Source organism: Nocardiopsis sp. NPDC055551 (assembly GCF_053619415.1).
In genome coordinates, this window is record NZ_JBSHJJ010000001.1 from 670,730 (window position 1) to 683,869 (window position 13,140).

General features: G+C 70.3%; 11 protein-coding genes. 3 read left to right on the forward strand and 8 right to left on the reverse strand.

Annotated elements, in window-relative coordinates:
- Nucleotides 1-29: 29 nt before the first annotated feature.
- The 3 genes from guaD to erm all read right to left on the reverse strand — a co-directional run bounded on the left by guaD (nt 30) and on the right by erm (nt 2,996).
- The gene (gene guaD / locus ACWGSK_RS02740; RefSeq protein WP_452455080.1) at nt 30-1,400 is read right to left on the reverse strand and encodes a guanine deaminase; all 1,371 of its coding nucleotides are present in this window, start codon (nt 1,398-1,400) and stop codon (nt 30-32) included.
- A gap of 178 nt (nt 1,401-1,578) precedes the next feature.
- Complete coding sequence (locus ACWGSK_RS02745; RefSeq protein WP_358509179.1) at nt 1,579-2,154, reverse strand: hypothetical protein; 576 nt, start codon at nt 2,152-2,154, stop codon at nt 1,579-1,581.
- 62 nt (nt 2,155-2,216) lie between these two features.
- Nucleotides 2,217-2,996: an ErmE/ErmH/ErmO/ErmR family 23S rRNA (adenine(2058)-N(6))-methyltransferase gene (erm, locus tag ACWGSK_RS02750; RefSeq protein ID WP_358509176.1), complete on the reverse strand. Its 780-nt coding sequence runs from the start codon at nt 2,994-2,996 to the stop codon at nt 2,217-2,219.
- A 445-nt stretch (nt 2,997-3,441) separates the two neighbouring features.
- Here erm and ACWGSK_RS02755 point away from each other — a divergent pair, with 445 nt between their 5' ends.
- Complete coding sequence (locus ACWGSK_RS02755; protein ID WP_452455081.1) at nt 3,442-4,143, forward strand: class I SAM-dependent DNA methyltransferase; 702 nt, start codon at nt 3,442-3,444, stop codon at nt 4,141-4,143.
- 10 nt (nt 4,144-4,153) lie between these two features.
- On the opposite strand, the gene ACWGSK_RS02760 is transcribed toward ACWGSK_RS02755, so the two are convergent.
- Nucleotides 4,154-4,954, reverse strand: coding sequence for a phosphotransferase (locus tag ACWGSK_RS02760; protein ID WP_452455082.1), 801 nt, complete (start codon nt 4,952-4,954; stop codon nt 4,154-4,156).
- A gap of 42 nt (nt 4,955-4,996) precedes the next feature.
- A complete protein-coding gene (locus tag ACWGSK_RS02765; protein ID WP_452455083.1) occupies nt 4,997-6,292 on the reverse strand; it encodes an MFS transporter in 1,296 nt (431 codons plus the stop codon).
- 75 nt (nt 6,293-6,367) lie between these two features.
- Here ACWGSK_RS02765 and ACWGSK_RS02770 point away from each other — a divergent pair, with 75 nt between their 5' ends.
- Nucleotides 6,368-6,922 (forward strand): ArsR/SmtB family transcription factor, encoded by a 555-nt coding sequence (locus ACWGSK_RS02770; protein WP_358509165.1) that lies wholly within the window; start codon nt 6,368-6,370, stop codon nt 6,920-6,922.
- Between the two features lie 61 nt (nt 6,923-6,983).
- Here the strand turns inward: ACWGSK_RS02770 and ACWGSK_RS02775 are convergent, their stop codons facing one another.
- Together ACWGSK_RS02775 and ACWGSK_RS02780 are read right to left on the reverse strand one after the other, a co-directional pair.
- Entirely contained in the window at nt 6,984-9,242 is a 2,259-nt protein-coding gene (locus tag ACWGSK_RS02775; protein ID WP_452455084.1) for a DUF6351 family protein, read from the reverse strand.
- 249 nt (nt 9,243-9,491) lie between these two features.
- Entirely contained in the window at nt 9,492-10,055 is a 564-nt protein-coding gene (locus ACWGSK_RS02780) for a pyridoxamine 5'-phosphate oxidase family protein (RefSeq protein ID WP_358509160.1), read from the reverse strand.
- Between the two features lie 341 nt (nt 10,056-10,396).
- Here ACWGSK_RS02780 and ACWGSK_RS02785 point away from each other — a divergent pair, with 341 nt between their 5' ends.
- The gene (locus tag ACWGSK_RS02785; RefSeq protein WP_067601144.1) at nt 10,397-11,053 is read left to right on the forward strand and encodes a response regulator; all 657 of its coding nucleotides are present in this window, start codon (nt 10,397-10,399) and stop codon (nt 11,051-11,053) included.
- Between the two features lie 123 nt (nt 11,054-11,176).
- On the opposite strand, the gene ACWGSK_RS02790 is transcribed toward ACWGSK_RS02785, so the two are convergent.
- Nucleotides 11,177-12,949 carry a sensor histidine kinase gene (locus tag ACWGSK_RS02790; protein WP_358509157.1) on the reverse strand — a complete coding sequence of 591 codons (1,773 nt, stop codon included), beginning with the start codon at nt 12,947-12,949 and terminating at the stop codon, nt 11,177-11,179.
- Nucleotides 12,950-13,140 lie beyond the last annotated feature (191 nt).

The window sequence follows — 13,140 nt, forward strand, 5'->3', positions numbered from 1 at the left end:
GCCCCGGCTGTTCACGGGGCTCCCACGGCTCAGTTCACGCCTGCCGGGACGGAGCCCGGCGTCGAGACGTCCTCGGGGCCGACCGCACGCCCCGCCACGTAGGTGCGGCGCACCGCACGATCATCTCCCAGGATCGACAACGCGAAGATCAGGTCGGAGACCGACTCGGCAGTGTTCGTTCGCCGTGACAGCAGCGGGGTGGCGTGTGGGTCGAGCACCACCAGGTCGGCCTCGTGCCCCGGTGTGAGGGTGCCGACGTGGCGGTCGATGTCCAGGGCGACGGCGCCGCCCAGGGTGGCCAGGTACAGCGAACGCAGGGGATCCAGGCTGTGGCCGCGCAGCTGCGCCACCTTGTAGGCCTCACCCATGGTGGAGGGCAGCGAGAACGTGGTGCCCGCGCCCACGTCGGTGCCGAGTCCGACGTGCACGGGACGCTCGGGGTCCAGCGCCTCGTGCAACGGGAACAGACCACTGCCCAGGAAGTTGTTGGAAGTGGGGCAGTGCGCGATGGCGGTATCGGTGTCGTGGCAGAGCCGGAGTTCGTCCTCGCCCAGGTGCACGCCGTGGGCGTACACGGCGCGCCGACCGGTCAGACCGTGGTGGTGGTACACGTCCAGGTAACCGGAACGCTCGGGGAACAACTCGCGCACCCACGCGACCTCGTCCCGGTTCTCGGACAGGTGACCGTGCACGTGGACGTCGGGGAACTCGCGCCACAGCTCACCGGCGGCCGCCAGCTGTTCGTCGCTGCTGGTGGGGGCGAAACGCGGGGTGATCGCGTACATGTTCCGGCCCTTCCCGTGCCAGGCGCCGATCAGGTCCCGGGAGTCCCGGTAGCCGCTCTCCACCGTGTCGCGCAGGGCCTCGGGCGCGTTGCGGTCCATGAGGACCTTGCCGGCGATCATCCGCATACCGAGGGTGGAGGCCGCACCGAACAGGGCGTCCACCGAGTGGCGGTGCACGGTCGCGAAGGTCAGCGCCGTGGTGGTCCCGTTGCGCAGCAGCTCCGAGAGGAACCGGCGGGCCATCGCGGTGGCGTGCGTCGGATCGGCCATCTGCTCTTCGGCGACGTAGGTGTGGTTGCGCAACCAGTCGATGAGTTGGTCGCCGTGGGCGGCCATCATGTCGCTCTGCGCGTAGTGCGCGTGGGAGTCGATGAAGCCGGGCCCGACCAGACAGCCCGGGTGGTGATCCACCCGTGTGCCTTCGGGGAGTCCGGGCAGGACGTCGGTGGCCGGTCCGACCTCCCGGATCAGCCCGTCCTCGACCACGACCACCCCGTCGACCTGGTGGACGAAGCACTCCCGTATCGGTACGCGGAAGGGATCACCGGTGAAGTAGACGAGGTCTCCGCGTACGGCCGAGAGTTCACCTGCGGGGCAGGGCGGTGTGAGGGGCATCGGTCACGTCCTTGATCGGGTCCGGGGACAGGAGCGTGTCCGCGTAGACGGGGTAGGGTCCCCGCGGAACGCGGTGGGCTCCTCCTCACCGAGCGTATCCAGGCGGCCGCCCTCGAACAGGGCGGCCCCGGCGACGAGGCCGGCCACGGTGATGGGCCCGATGTCCCGGTCCGAAGGGTCACTCCAGGGGGCCGGTCCAGGTGGCCTCGTCCTCGGCGTTGGTCATCACCACGGTCAGGTCCTGAGCGCTCTGCGGCGCCTCGCACTCCATGTCCATGGTGTGGGTCCCCGCCTCGGCCTCCGTGACCGGAGCGTCGCTGGTCGCGGGGGTGCCGGCCTCGTCGAAGAAACACTCCACGGACATGTTGCCCAGGCCGAACACCCGGCCGAGTTCGGGCACATCCACGGTCAGGGTGAAGCCGGCGTTCCCGGCTCCGTCGGTGGTGACGTCGTCCACGGTGTAGACCACGTCCTCCTCGATCCCTTCCTGGAACTCCTCCTCGTAGGCGCCCACCGGGTGCGGGAAGACGGCCGGCTCCCCGAAGGCCAGAGTGTCCCCGGCGTCGGGAGCACCGCTCTGGTCCGAAGTGCCCGGGGCGCCGCCCTCCCCCTCGTCGGCCTCATCGGTCGGGGCGGACCCGGTGGTCTCCTCCTCGGTGGCGGAGGTCTCCACCGGGTCCTCCAGCGCCATCTCCGCAGGGGAGGCGCACGCGGCAGCGGCGAGGACCAACGGCAACAACAGTGCGTAAGGCATTATTCGTCGCATAAACCCACGTTAGGTGAGGTCGGTGCGCGATCCCCGGCCTGGCCGGGGCCTCAATCGGTCAGAACACGCGTCAACGTCACCCACTGTCCGGGCGTCACCAACCCCACCGGTGCGCCGGCCGCGACCCGCGCCGTGCCCAGTGCCCTGGTCACCTTCCGTGCCGGGTACGCGCGGCGCAGGGACGCCGAAAGCGAACCGCCCACCCCACCGAAACCGAGTTCCACCAGGCACCGGTACTCGTCCAAGTGCTCCCGGGGCAGCAACGGTTCCTCCCGGGCGCGCAGCACCAGAACACCCGAGTCCACCCGTGGCACCGGACGGAACCTGCGCCGGTCGATCCGCCCGGCCAGGGTCCAGGACCACTCCGGCCAGCTCAGCACGGTCACCTTGCTCCACCGCCCGTAGGCCCCGGTGCGTTTGCGGGCGTACTCCAACTGGGTGACGAGCGTGGCCGAGGTCAGGTGGCGGGCCTCCAGACACCAACGGACGATGTCGGAGGTCCGTGAGTACGGGATGTTGCCGACCACCACGAAGGGGGAGCCCGGTGGACGCGATCGGGTGAAGTCCCCGCGCACCACCCGCAACCCGGGTGCGCGCTCCCGGTAGCGTTCGGCCAGTCGGTCGGCCAGACGCGGATCGAGTTCGTGGGCGATCACCCGCCGCGCGTCCCGGGTGAGGTGGCGGGTGAGGGCGCCCTCACCCGGACCCACCTCCAACACCAGGTCCTCGGGTCCCACTCGCGCGGTGCGCACCACCCAACGGGCGGTCGCCGGATCGGCGAGGAAGTTCTGGGACAGACGTCGACGGTCGTTGTTCCTGGCGCGTGCCATGCGTGCGTGGTCCGTTCCGCCACCGGGGGTGGCCGACGAGGGCGTGAACGGCACGACGGGACCCACGCCCGGCCAGGGCGCGTCAGAAAAGGGACAGGGTCCGCCGGCCGACCGCCCGAAAGGGAAAAGGGGCGTCGGCTGAGACCGGACCGGCGAAGACGCGGGTGCGACGAAGGACGAACCCGGCACCGCCGACGTCGCGCCGATGAGGACGCGGGAACGGCGGTGCGCTCAGAGGGGTTCGGCTACCGGGCCGGCTGAGCGGACCGGAGTCGTGCGTAGGCGACCGCGGGCCAGGCCTGCGGACCCTGGAAGATCGCGTGGAATGCTGCCATGACGTCCACGTTAGGGGAGGGCCATCCGCGCGGGCAACGCATTTTCCGCGAGGGCCATACTCCGGAAAACGGGTGGCCGTACCCGTCCCGAACACGGGATACTCGTCGCCATGGCCGACTTCTCCACCTTCGACACCCGCCACTATCGCACCGTGGACGTGGCCACCGGCTACGACGGATGGTCCACCACCTACGAGGACTCCGTCCTTGACGCGATGGACCTGGGTCTGCTCGATGGGCTCACCGCACCCGACTGGGGCACGATCGACCGCGCCGCCGACCTGGGGTGCGGAACCGGGCGCACCGGCGCCTGGCTTCGAGAACGCGGGATCTCACACGTGGACGGTGTGGACCTGAGCGCCGGGATGCTCGCGCTGGCCGAGAAGCGCGGCGCCCACGCCACCCTCGCCCGAGGCGACGTGCGCGCCACCGGACTGCCCGCCGGTTCCTACGACCTGACCATCGCCTCGCTCATCGACGAGCACCTGCCCGGGCTCGACCCGCTCTACGCCGAGGCGTGGCGGCTCACCCGCCCCGGCGGGTACTTCGTCCTGGTCGCCTACCACCCGCAGTTCATCATGGTCTCGGGGATGCCCACCCACTTCACCGACGCCTCCGGTGAGGACGTCGCCATCACCACGCACGTCCACCACGTCGGCGACCACGTGCGCGCCGCCCTGGCCGCCGGGTGGCGGCTGGTGGCGTTGGAGGAGGCCGTGGTGGACGAGGGCTGGGGGGCGGCCAAACCCAAGTGGGAGAGGTTTCGCGGTCATCCCATCTCGGCCGCCTTCGTTTGGACCCGCCCCGCCTGAGGGGCCGCCGTCAGGGCGCGGTGAGCATCCGCGCCCATAGGTCCGCGTGGTGTTCGATGTGGTCGGCGGCCGGGCCCCAGTGGTCGGCGTGGCCCTCGGCGTGCAACCGCGCCCAGGGTTGTGCCCCGGTCCGCGCTCCCTCCTCCAGCAGTTCGAACATGCCGCGCACCCGGTGCAGCGCGGCCCAGGGCAGCGCCGCGCGCTGTTCGAGGTCGCAGCCGTAGCCGTCGGCCAGCGCCCGCAGACGCCGGCCGTCGATGTCGGGATCACCGCCGGCGTGCAGGGGTGCGAACCCGTGCGCCGCGTAGCCCAGATCGCCCATCCGGGTACCCGGGGCGGCGCCGTCCCAGTCGATGAAGCACCAGTGAGGCTCCGCGTTCCCGGTGTCCCGCCCGCCGACGACCAGGTTCCACGGGGCCAGGTCGTAGTGGCAGATGACCTCGCCCTCCTCCGGCGGGAAGACCGATCCCCACACGGGTTCGCCTCGCGGGATGAAGTCGGTGGTCAGGTCGTGCAGGCGCCGGATCAGCGCGCCCACCCGCCGCAGCCCGGCCGTGGACATCGGCGCCATCCGGTCGGCCAGGGTCCCGGGCACGTACTCCAGACACTGGGAACCCTCCGGGTGCCGCCCGTGCGTGGCGGGTGCGGCCGGATAGCCGTGCCGGTTCAGGTGACGCAGGAGTTCGGTGACGGCGGGGGAGGAGGGCAGCCACGGCTTGCGCACCGTGGCGCCCACGCGCAGCACGCTCTCGGCGACGTTGCCGCCCTCCAACACCTCGACGTCGTCCGGGGCGGGTTCGGTGGAACTCATGCGCCCCATCCTGACCGGGCGAGCGCCCATGGTCCATCGAATTCAGCGGGCTTCCCGGGCGAGGGCCTCTGCTTCGGCGGCGTCGAAGCGCGCGTCGCTCAGCCGGATCAACGGCAGCAACAGCAGCAACATCGACCCGCCCAGCAGCAGGTACATCGGCCTGAGCCCCATGAGGGAGGCGAGTACCCCGCCGGTGGCCGCGCCCAGCGGCATGGTGCCCCAGGCCAGTAGCCGGAAGACGCTGTTCACCCGGCCGAGAAGGTGGTCGGGGGTCAACCGCTGGCGTAGCGACACCACGATCACGTTCCAGACCATGATGGCGACACCGCCCGCGCACAGGCCCGCCGTCACCACCCACAGGTTCGTGCTCAGCCCGGGTACCCCGAGCAGCAGGGCGAACCCGACCACGGAGACGCGTAGCGCCCAGGTGCGCCCGCACCACCGTTCGGCCCACTCGACCAGGAAGGACCCGATCAGGCTGCCCACGGCGGTGGAGATCAGCAGCAGGCCGAACGCGGCCTCGTGCAACCCCAGGTGCGAACCGGGGCCCACCGCGTAGAGCACGAACACCGCGAAGGCCGCCTGGGTGGCGAAGTTGGACGCCCCGACCATGAGGGCGAACCGGCGCAGCAGTCGATTGCCCCATAGGAACCGCACTCCTTCGGCGATCTCGGTGCGCATGGTGGTGGCCGGCCCGGTCCTCTTCACCCGGAATCGGCCCTTGACCAGCAGCAACATTCCCACGGCGGCGGCCCACAGCGCCGCCGGGGTGACGAAGGCCAAGGCGACACCGACCGCCACCAGGGCGCTGCCGAGTGGCGGGCCGATGAACTCCTGCCCGGTCAGTTCCGCCGCGTACAGGCGGCCGTTGGCCCGGGACAGACTGCTCCGGGGGACGATCTGCGGAAGGATCGACTGGGCGGAGGTGTCGTAGAGGGTCTCGGTGACCCCGATGGCGAAGGCGAACGCGTACAGCAGCCAGATCGAACCGAACCCCAGGGACAGGGAGAGCACCAGCAGCACGAGGAGGGCGGCGCGCACGACGTTGGCGCCGACCATGGCCACTCGGCGGTCGAGCCGGTCGGCCAGGGCACCGGAGGGTAACGCGAAGAGTAACCAGGGCAGGCTCAGCGCGGTGGCCACTCCGGCGATCAGTAGGGGTGAGTCGGTCAGGCGCAGGGCCACCAGGGGCAGGGCGGCCTTGAGGGCGCCGTCGGCGAGGTTGGACAGCCCTGAGGAGGTCCATAGCCGCCAGTAGGGGCCGCCCAGTGGTCCGGGGGCGGTCGTGGTGGTGCCGGACGGAGGGGTGGAGGGCGTGTGCCCGTCGTTCTCGGCCATGGATCGACGATGACAGATCGATTGATAAAACTCAATCGATTGGCTTCAATCTATCGACCCGGTAGCGTTGCCCACATGAGTGAGTCGGAGCCGGCCCCGCCCGCCGCGTTCGAGCCGGGCAAGCGCCGCCCCGCCACCGCCCAGGAGGCCAAGGCCCTCGGGCACCCCCTGCGCCTGCGCATCCTCCGCGAGTGCCGATTGCGCGAACTCACCAACAAGGAGCTCGCCGACCGCCTGGAGACCTCACCCGGCACGGTCCTCTACCACGTCCGGCAGTTGGTGGAGGCGGGGCTCCTGACGGCCGCCCCGGTCCGCACCGGCAGTGGGGGAGCCCTGGAGAAGCCCTACCGTGCCACCGCCGTGACCTGGTGGCTGGACGGTCCGCTCGCGGACGAGGAACCGATCGCGCGGGCCGCGCCGGTCCAGGCCTTCCAAGACGAACTCGCCCAGGCCGGGCCCGAGTCGCTGCGCACCTACGCCCGCTTCGTCCTGCACCTGAGCGACGACGGGCTCCAGGAACTGGACCGGCGAATCCTGGCCATTCTGGACGAATACGTGGCCACCGACGAGGAACGCCTCGACCAGCCCGCCTACGGCGGCATCTTCGTCCTACACCGCCCCGCGGACTGACCCCGCGGTCATCCGTTCGGCCTCGTCGGCTCCGCCGGCCCCGGGCACGGTCGTGGCGGGCTCAGAAGAACTGCCAGGGCCCCTTCGGCGGTCGCTGATCCACCCCCGGACGCGACCAGTCGCACACCCCTTCCGCGAAGACCTCCCGGGCTCGTTCGGCCTGTTCGTCGTCGAACTCCACCGGATGCTCACTCTCGTCGAAGGGGGTGAGCCGGCACTTGACCACGTCCGAAGCGAGCGGGCCGCCCGCCACCGTCCGCGGCGAACCGTGCACGGGGAAGGCGTCCGCGCACCGGTCGCCCTGACCGGCCGGCAGGGGCAGTTGGGGCGCGACCACACGCTCGCCCCCGATCCAACAGGAATCGGTCAGCCAGTCCGGGCGGGTGCGCTCCACCCGCTCGATCGGGGTGGAGCGCGGGCGCACCCGCGCGTCGTCGGCGGCCGCGCTCACCCAGGAGTCCAGCTCCCTCAGTGCGCGCCCGGCGACCGGGCTCGATGAGTCGAAGACCCCCGACCGGTAGGGCTCGACCAGCATCACGTGGTTGGCGTCGGTGCCGTTGGCCTGGACCAACCGCTCCCGGGTGGAGAAGGAGTGGTAGCGCATGTGGATGTCACCGCCCGGTGTGTCGTCCTGGTAGGGGCGGTGGTCCACCACGGGGACGTCGGCCAGCCCGCCGCCCCCGTGCAACAACCGGCCGCTGCCGTAGGCCGCCGCGATGGCCTCCGGGTCGCCCTCGGTACGTTCGGCCACCACCTGACCGTCCGCGTCGAGTCCACCGATGTGCTCGTTCAGGTGCAAGAACGCGTCCACGTCGATGTCCCCGGCCATCAGCGCAGACAGACCGTACTGGACACCGACGTTGTCCAACGGCCGCCGGGGCAGCCCGGTGCCGGGATCGGTCCCGTAGACGTTGACGGTGTGCGAGTACAGGTCGCAGCGCGCCCCGTCGGGGTTGTCCTCGGGGTGGTAGCGCTCGGATTCGGGCAGTGAGTCCGGGCACACGCCCCGCGGATCGATCCGCGACGCCGCGCCGGCCATCGCCGTCACCCCCTCGGGGCCACCGAACCCGGAGACCTCGCCCACCTGATCGGGGGTGAGCGCCTCGGGGTGCCTCTCGGCGTAGGAACGCAGCAACAGCGCGTCGGTCGCCGCCGGAGTGGTCGCGAAACCCACGTCCGGGTAGCTCTGCGAGACCAGGATCCCGTCCAGCAGCCCGGGCTGGTTGTCGGTGATCTGGTGGGCCTGGTACGAACCCCCGGAGGACCCCCAGCCCAGGGTGTGGTCGGGGGAGCCGTAGGCGAGGGTGAAACGTTCCTTGGTGGCCGCCATGGTCTCGGCGGCGAGGAGGTCGTTGCAGTTGTTGCCGAACACGTTCAAGGACGCCGAGGCCACCGCGTACCCCTGGGAGAGCATGCCGTGGTCCACCACCCCGGCGGTGTGGTCGCCCTGCGTGTACCAACCGCCCGGGCAGCCACCGCCGAACTTGTACACCAGGCGCCGATTCCAACCTTCGGGGGAGGTCCACGGGTCGGGTTCGGGGTCGCGGGGATCATGCAGTAGGGCCGTCTCGTACACCGAACGGTTGGCCGTCCCGGTCTCCACCCGCACGGTGTAGGGCACCTCCGCCCCGGTGGAGGTGGTCGTGGTGGCCACGTCGGTGGGCAGCCGGTCCCGGTCCGGCAACGCCTTGAACTCCTCGTCGGTGGATCGGTACACGTACCCCACACGGGTGGTGACCGAGCAGTCCTCGTCCAGGGCGGCGCCCAGCGTCCCGCCCCAGGCCAGGTCGAAGTCCTCGGTCCGACACACGAACGGTTCCTGGTGCGGCCCGGAGAACACCGGCCCCGACAACGGGTGGGCGGTCACGATCAGCTCCACCGGTTCGGGCGCGGAGCCGCCCTCCCGGGTCGTCTCCTCCTCCGCGGCCTCGATCGAGGCCACCAGTGAGTTGGTCCCCTCGGACAGGTTCGAGACCGTCCCCTCCAACACCGGGCCCACCCCGGGTAGAAGCACCCGCCGCAGCGCCTCGGTGACGTCATCGCCATTCGATTCCAGCCGCACCCGGTGGGGTTGGTGGGGGGCCGGCGGCGTCACTCGGACCAGTACCGTCTCGCCCATGACGGTGTCGGGCCGAGAGGACAGCACCTCGACGGCGAGCCCGTCCTCGGCGGTCCGCGAAAGGGGCTCCAACGGCGCCGCCGAAGGGGGAGTGTTCAGCGCGGTGGCGTGTTCGGGCACCGCGGCGCCCGAGACGGAGAACAACGTCGCGACACCGGCCGCACCCGCGCCCAGGGCCACTCGTCGCCAGGTCGTCCTCATCACGGCGCCCCCGGACATGGAGGGGCGGCGGCGAGGGTCGGGGGCCGAAGAGGAACGAACCGGTCGATGGCACATGCCGGCATGCTCTCCGCGCCACGTCCCCGCGAAGGGGGGACGCACCGTGTCGGGAACCGGCTTTGCATTCCCATGCCGCCATCGATACCCGGAAAGACGACAGAACGAACAAAAAGGCCGGGTGTTCGGATCCTTCCTGATCCGGACACCCGGTCCATGTGCGTGTTCGCGGGATCAGGCCCGCTGGATCTCCCGACCGCTGATCCGGGCCGGGACGATCTTCAGGACCTGGTCCCGCGGGCCGGCCGCCCATGGTCGCGGCATACGGCCCTGCGGGACGCGTTCCAACTCCCCGTCGTCACGGACCCACCGGCAACGCCCCGAACACAGCACGCTCCACCCCTCACGGCGTTCCTCGTCGAGGTGGTCGACCTGGAAGGCCGCGTACCCGCGCGCGTAACGCATGATGGAGCCGGCCAACGTCGAGCGGAACACGATCGTGTCGTTGAGCAGCGCGTAGTTGACGGGCAGCACCGTCGGCGCGGCGTCCCCGTCGATGGTGAAGGCCACCCGCCCGATGTCCCGTGTGGCCAACAGGTTCAGACAGGTCTGACGCTCCAGGACGGTGAACGAGACCTGCCCGCCGGTGGACAGGTCCGCGCCCAGCGATCGCCGCTCGCCCTCGTGTAGACGTTCGGTGCCCGCGAACTCCTCCGACGCCGTGCGCTGTTCCGGTGGCGATCCGGGTCCCGTGTCCCGCCCGCTCCTGGACGCCCCGGCGTCGCTTGTTCCAACCACCACAAGCCCCCCGAAATCCGGTACCTTCCGTGCATCCGCCCTCTTCATCGTCGTCCGTCCACGAACACCGGAAAAGGGGCCGGGATCCCCCTGATCCACGGCGAAGGTCCTCGTTCGCGCATTACCCGTCGGGACACAGGACTCAAACGGGAAGGGACGTTCGCCCCCTCTGGTGGCGAACACACCCGGATAGGGTGGTAACACCTGGTCCGAGCCTTCGGACCGAGGGCGAACACACGGCTCGCAACCGCCCGACGGTGCGCCACAACGGGCGGCGAAGGCCCACAACCCAAGGCGGCGCTGCCGCCTCAGGTCACCAGTGCTATGGAGGTGCGCACCTGATGGGCGGCGACAGATCGATCCGGGTGTTCCTGGTCGACGACCACGAGATCGTCCGGAGAGGCGTGGGGTCACTCCTCGACGACGAGGAGGGCATCGAGGTGGTCGGCGAGGCCGGTACCGCCGCGCAGGCCCTGGCCAGGGTGCCCGCGCTCCGACCCGACGTGGTCGTACTCGACGTTCGACTCCCCGACGGTGATGGTGTCACCGTCTGCCGGGAGATCCGGTCGATGCTTCCCGACACCCACATGCTCATGCTCACGTCCTACTCCGACGATGAGGCCCTCTACGGGGCGGTCATGGCGGGTGCCGCCGGCTACATCCTCAAACAGATCCACGGAACCGACCTCGTCGGCGCCGTCCGCACGGTCGCCCAGGGGCGATCCCTGCTGGACCCGGAGTCGACCGCGCGCATGCTCAAGCGATTGCGCGACGAGGCCGGCCGCAAGGACCCGCTCAGCGAGCTCACCGAACAGGAACGCCGTGTCCTGGAGCTCATCGGTGAGGGACTCACCAACCGGGAGATCGGCGCCAGGATGTACCTGGCGGAGAAGACCGTGAAGAACTACGTGTCCCGAGTCCTGGCCAAGCTCGGCATGGCCCGCCGTACCCAGGCGGCGGCCTACGCGGTGCGTCTGTCCATGGACCAGAGCGCCTGAGCCGTGCGGAACGGACAAGGAGTCGGGCCTCCCGAAGGGGGCGGGCCCGGCTCCTTGTCCGCTCTCAGGGGTTGTCGAGGCAACGGGATTTCGAAACGCCTCGGATCCGACCGCCGGGCCCGATCAACCTTCCAGGGTCTGTCCCTCACGCTGGACGGGCGCGGACCACTCCACCACCGTGCCCTCGCCGGGGCCGGAGGCCACCGCCATCGCACCGCCCAACTCCTCGGCGCGCGAGGCCAGGTTGCGCAACCCGCTGCGCGCCACTCCCTCGGGGACGCCACGGCCGTTGTCGGACACCCGCAACACGACCTCACCGTTGTCCACCGACAGCTCCACGTCCACCGAGGTCGCCCCCGAGTGCCGGGCCACGTTGGACAGCAGCTCACGCAGCACCGGGATCAGGTGCTCGCCCACCCGCTCGTCCACGGCGTTGTCCACCGGGCCCTGGGTGAGCAGCCTGGGCGCGAAGCCCAACGTCTCAGCGGAGGCGTTGACCAACTCCAGCACCCGCGAACGCAACCACGAGGAGTCGTCCTCACCCGAACTCTGTAGGGCGAAGATGGTCGACCGGATCTGTCGGATGGTGTCGTCCAGGTCGTCCACCGCGCCCTGCACCCGCTTGGAGGAGGTCGCGTCGTCGATCCGTCGCACCGTGCCCATCAACGTGATGGCGGTGGCGTACAGCCGCTGGATGACGGTGTCGTGCAGGTCGCGGGCGATCCGGTCCCGATCCTCCAGCACGCTCAACCGTTCCGAGTCCAGGCGGGCCTCGGCCAACTCCAGGGCGACCGCCGCCTGGTTCGTGAACGACGACAACATGTTCGACCAGCTGTCCTGGAAGTCCTCTCGGCCGCGGTCCCGGGCCAGCACCAGCACACCTCGGGCCCCGTCGGGCGGACCGAACGGCAGCACCAGCACGGGACCGACCCCCATCCGGGTGAGGAAGCCGACCCCGAGGTGCTCGAACTCGGACACGTCCGTCTGAAGTGGGGTGCCGCTCAGGTAGACCCGGCCCAGCAGGGTGTCCTCGGCCCGGGTCAGGGTCGCCCCGCGCGCCCCCGCCGCCAAGGACTCGCACTGGTCCTCGGGGCCGTCCCACACCCGCACCGTGAGGGTCTCGGGGTCCTCGCCGGGCATGGCGATGATCGCGATGTCGGAGTGCGCCATCACCCGGGCCCGGCGCGCCACCAGGCGCAATACCTCCTCGGGTGCGGCCCCGGACAGCAACCGGGTGGTGATCTGCCCGGAGGCGTCCAGCCAGGTCTCACGGCTCTGGGTCTGCGCGAACAGTTGGGCGTTCTCGATCGCGGTGCCCGCGGCCGTCGCCAGGGCGCGCATCAGGAGTTCGTCGTCGCCGGTGAACTCCGTACCGTCGTGCTTGTCGGTCATGTAGAGGTTGCCGAACACCTTGTCGCGGATGCGGATCGGCACCCCCAGGAAGGTGTGCATCGGCGGGTGCCCCTCGGGGAACCCCCGCGACTCGGGGTGGTCGCTCACCTCTTTGAGCCGCAACGGCTCGGGTTCCTTGATGAGCAGCCCGAGGATGCCCTCGCCCCGGGGCCAGTGGTCGATGGAGGAGATCTCGTGGGGTTCCAGACCCACCGGGATGAACCGACTCATGTTCCCGTCGGGACCGATCACCCCCAGGGCTCCGTAGCGCGCGTTCACCAGTCCGGTGGCGGTCTCGGCGATCCGCAGCAGGAGGGGGTCCAGTTCGAGGCCCTCACCGATGGAGATGACCGCTTCCAGGAGGGTGTGGACGCGTTCCTGTTTGCGGGAGATCTCGGTCAATCGGGACCGGACCTCGTCGAGCAGGTCGTCCAACCGAACCTGGGGCAGGGACAGCCGGTCGTGTTCGTGAGGATCGAAGTGGTCGCCGTCTGTCTCACTCATGGGGACTCTTTCCGGCTGCTGTCCAAAGGTTCCACAACCGAGTCTATGGGCGTTCTGTACGGGTTCGACTCGCCCCCACGAACTACGACGTGCCTCAAGTCACCCACCCTGACCGGCTACTTTCCCGAGCTGTCACTCCGTCGCACGCAAGTGCCGAAGGCCTCCGGTAAAGGGGTCTTTGGACCATTCTT

Excerpts from the sequence above, each read along its gene's own strand:
- ACWGSK_RS02770 (WP_358509165.1), top strand. The coding sequence starts at position 6,368 with ATGAGTGAGTCGGAGCCGGCCCCGCCCGCCGCGTTCGAGCCGGGCAAG.
- ACWGSK_RS02755 (WP_452455081.1), top strand. The coding sequence starts at position 3,442 with ATGGCCGACTTCTCCACCTTCGACACCCGCCACTATCGCACCGTGGAC.
- ACWGSK_RS02775 (WP_452455084.1), bottom strand. The coding sequence starts at position 9,242 with ATGAGGACGACCTGGCGACGAGTGGCCCTGGGCGCGGGTGCGGCCGGT.
- ACWGSK_RS02765 (WP_452455083.1), bottom strand. The coding sequence starts at position 6,292 with ATGGCCGAGAACGACGGGCACACGCCCTCCACCCCTCCGTCCGGCACC.
- ACWGSK_RS02790 (WP_358509157.1), bottom strand. The coding sequence starts at position 12,949 with ATGAGTGAGACAGACGGCGACCACTTCGATCCTCACGAACACGACCGG.
- ACWGSK_RS02745 (WP_358509179.1), bottom strand. The coding sequence starts at position 2,154 with ATGCCTTACGCACTGTTGTTGCCGTTGGTCCTCGCCGCTGCCGCGTGC.
- erm (WP_358509176.1), bottom strand. The coding sequence starts at position 2,996 with ATGGCACGCGCCAGGAACAACGACCGTCGACGTCTGTCCCAGAACTTC.
- ACWGSK_RS02785 (WP_067601144.1), top strand. The coding sequence starts at position 10,397 with ATGGGCGGCGACAGATCGATCCGGGTGTTCCTGGTCGACGACCACGAG.
- guaD (WP_452455080.1), bottom strand. The coding sequence starts at position 1,400 with ATGCCCCTCACACCGCCCTGCCCCGCAGGTGAACTCTCGGCCGTACGC.
- ACWGSK_RS02760 (WP_452455082.1), bottom strand. The coding sequence starts at position 4,954 with ATGAGTTCCACCGAACCCGCCCCGGACGACGTCGAGGTGTTGGAGGGC.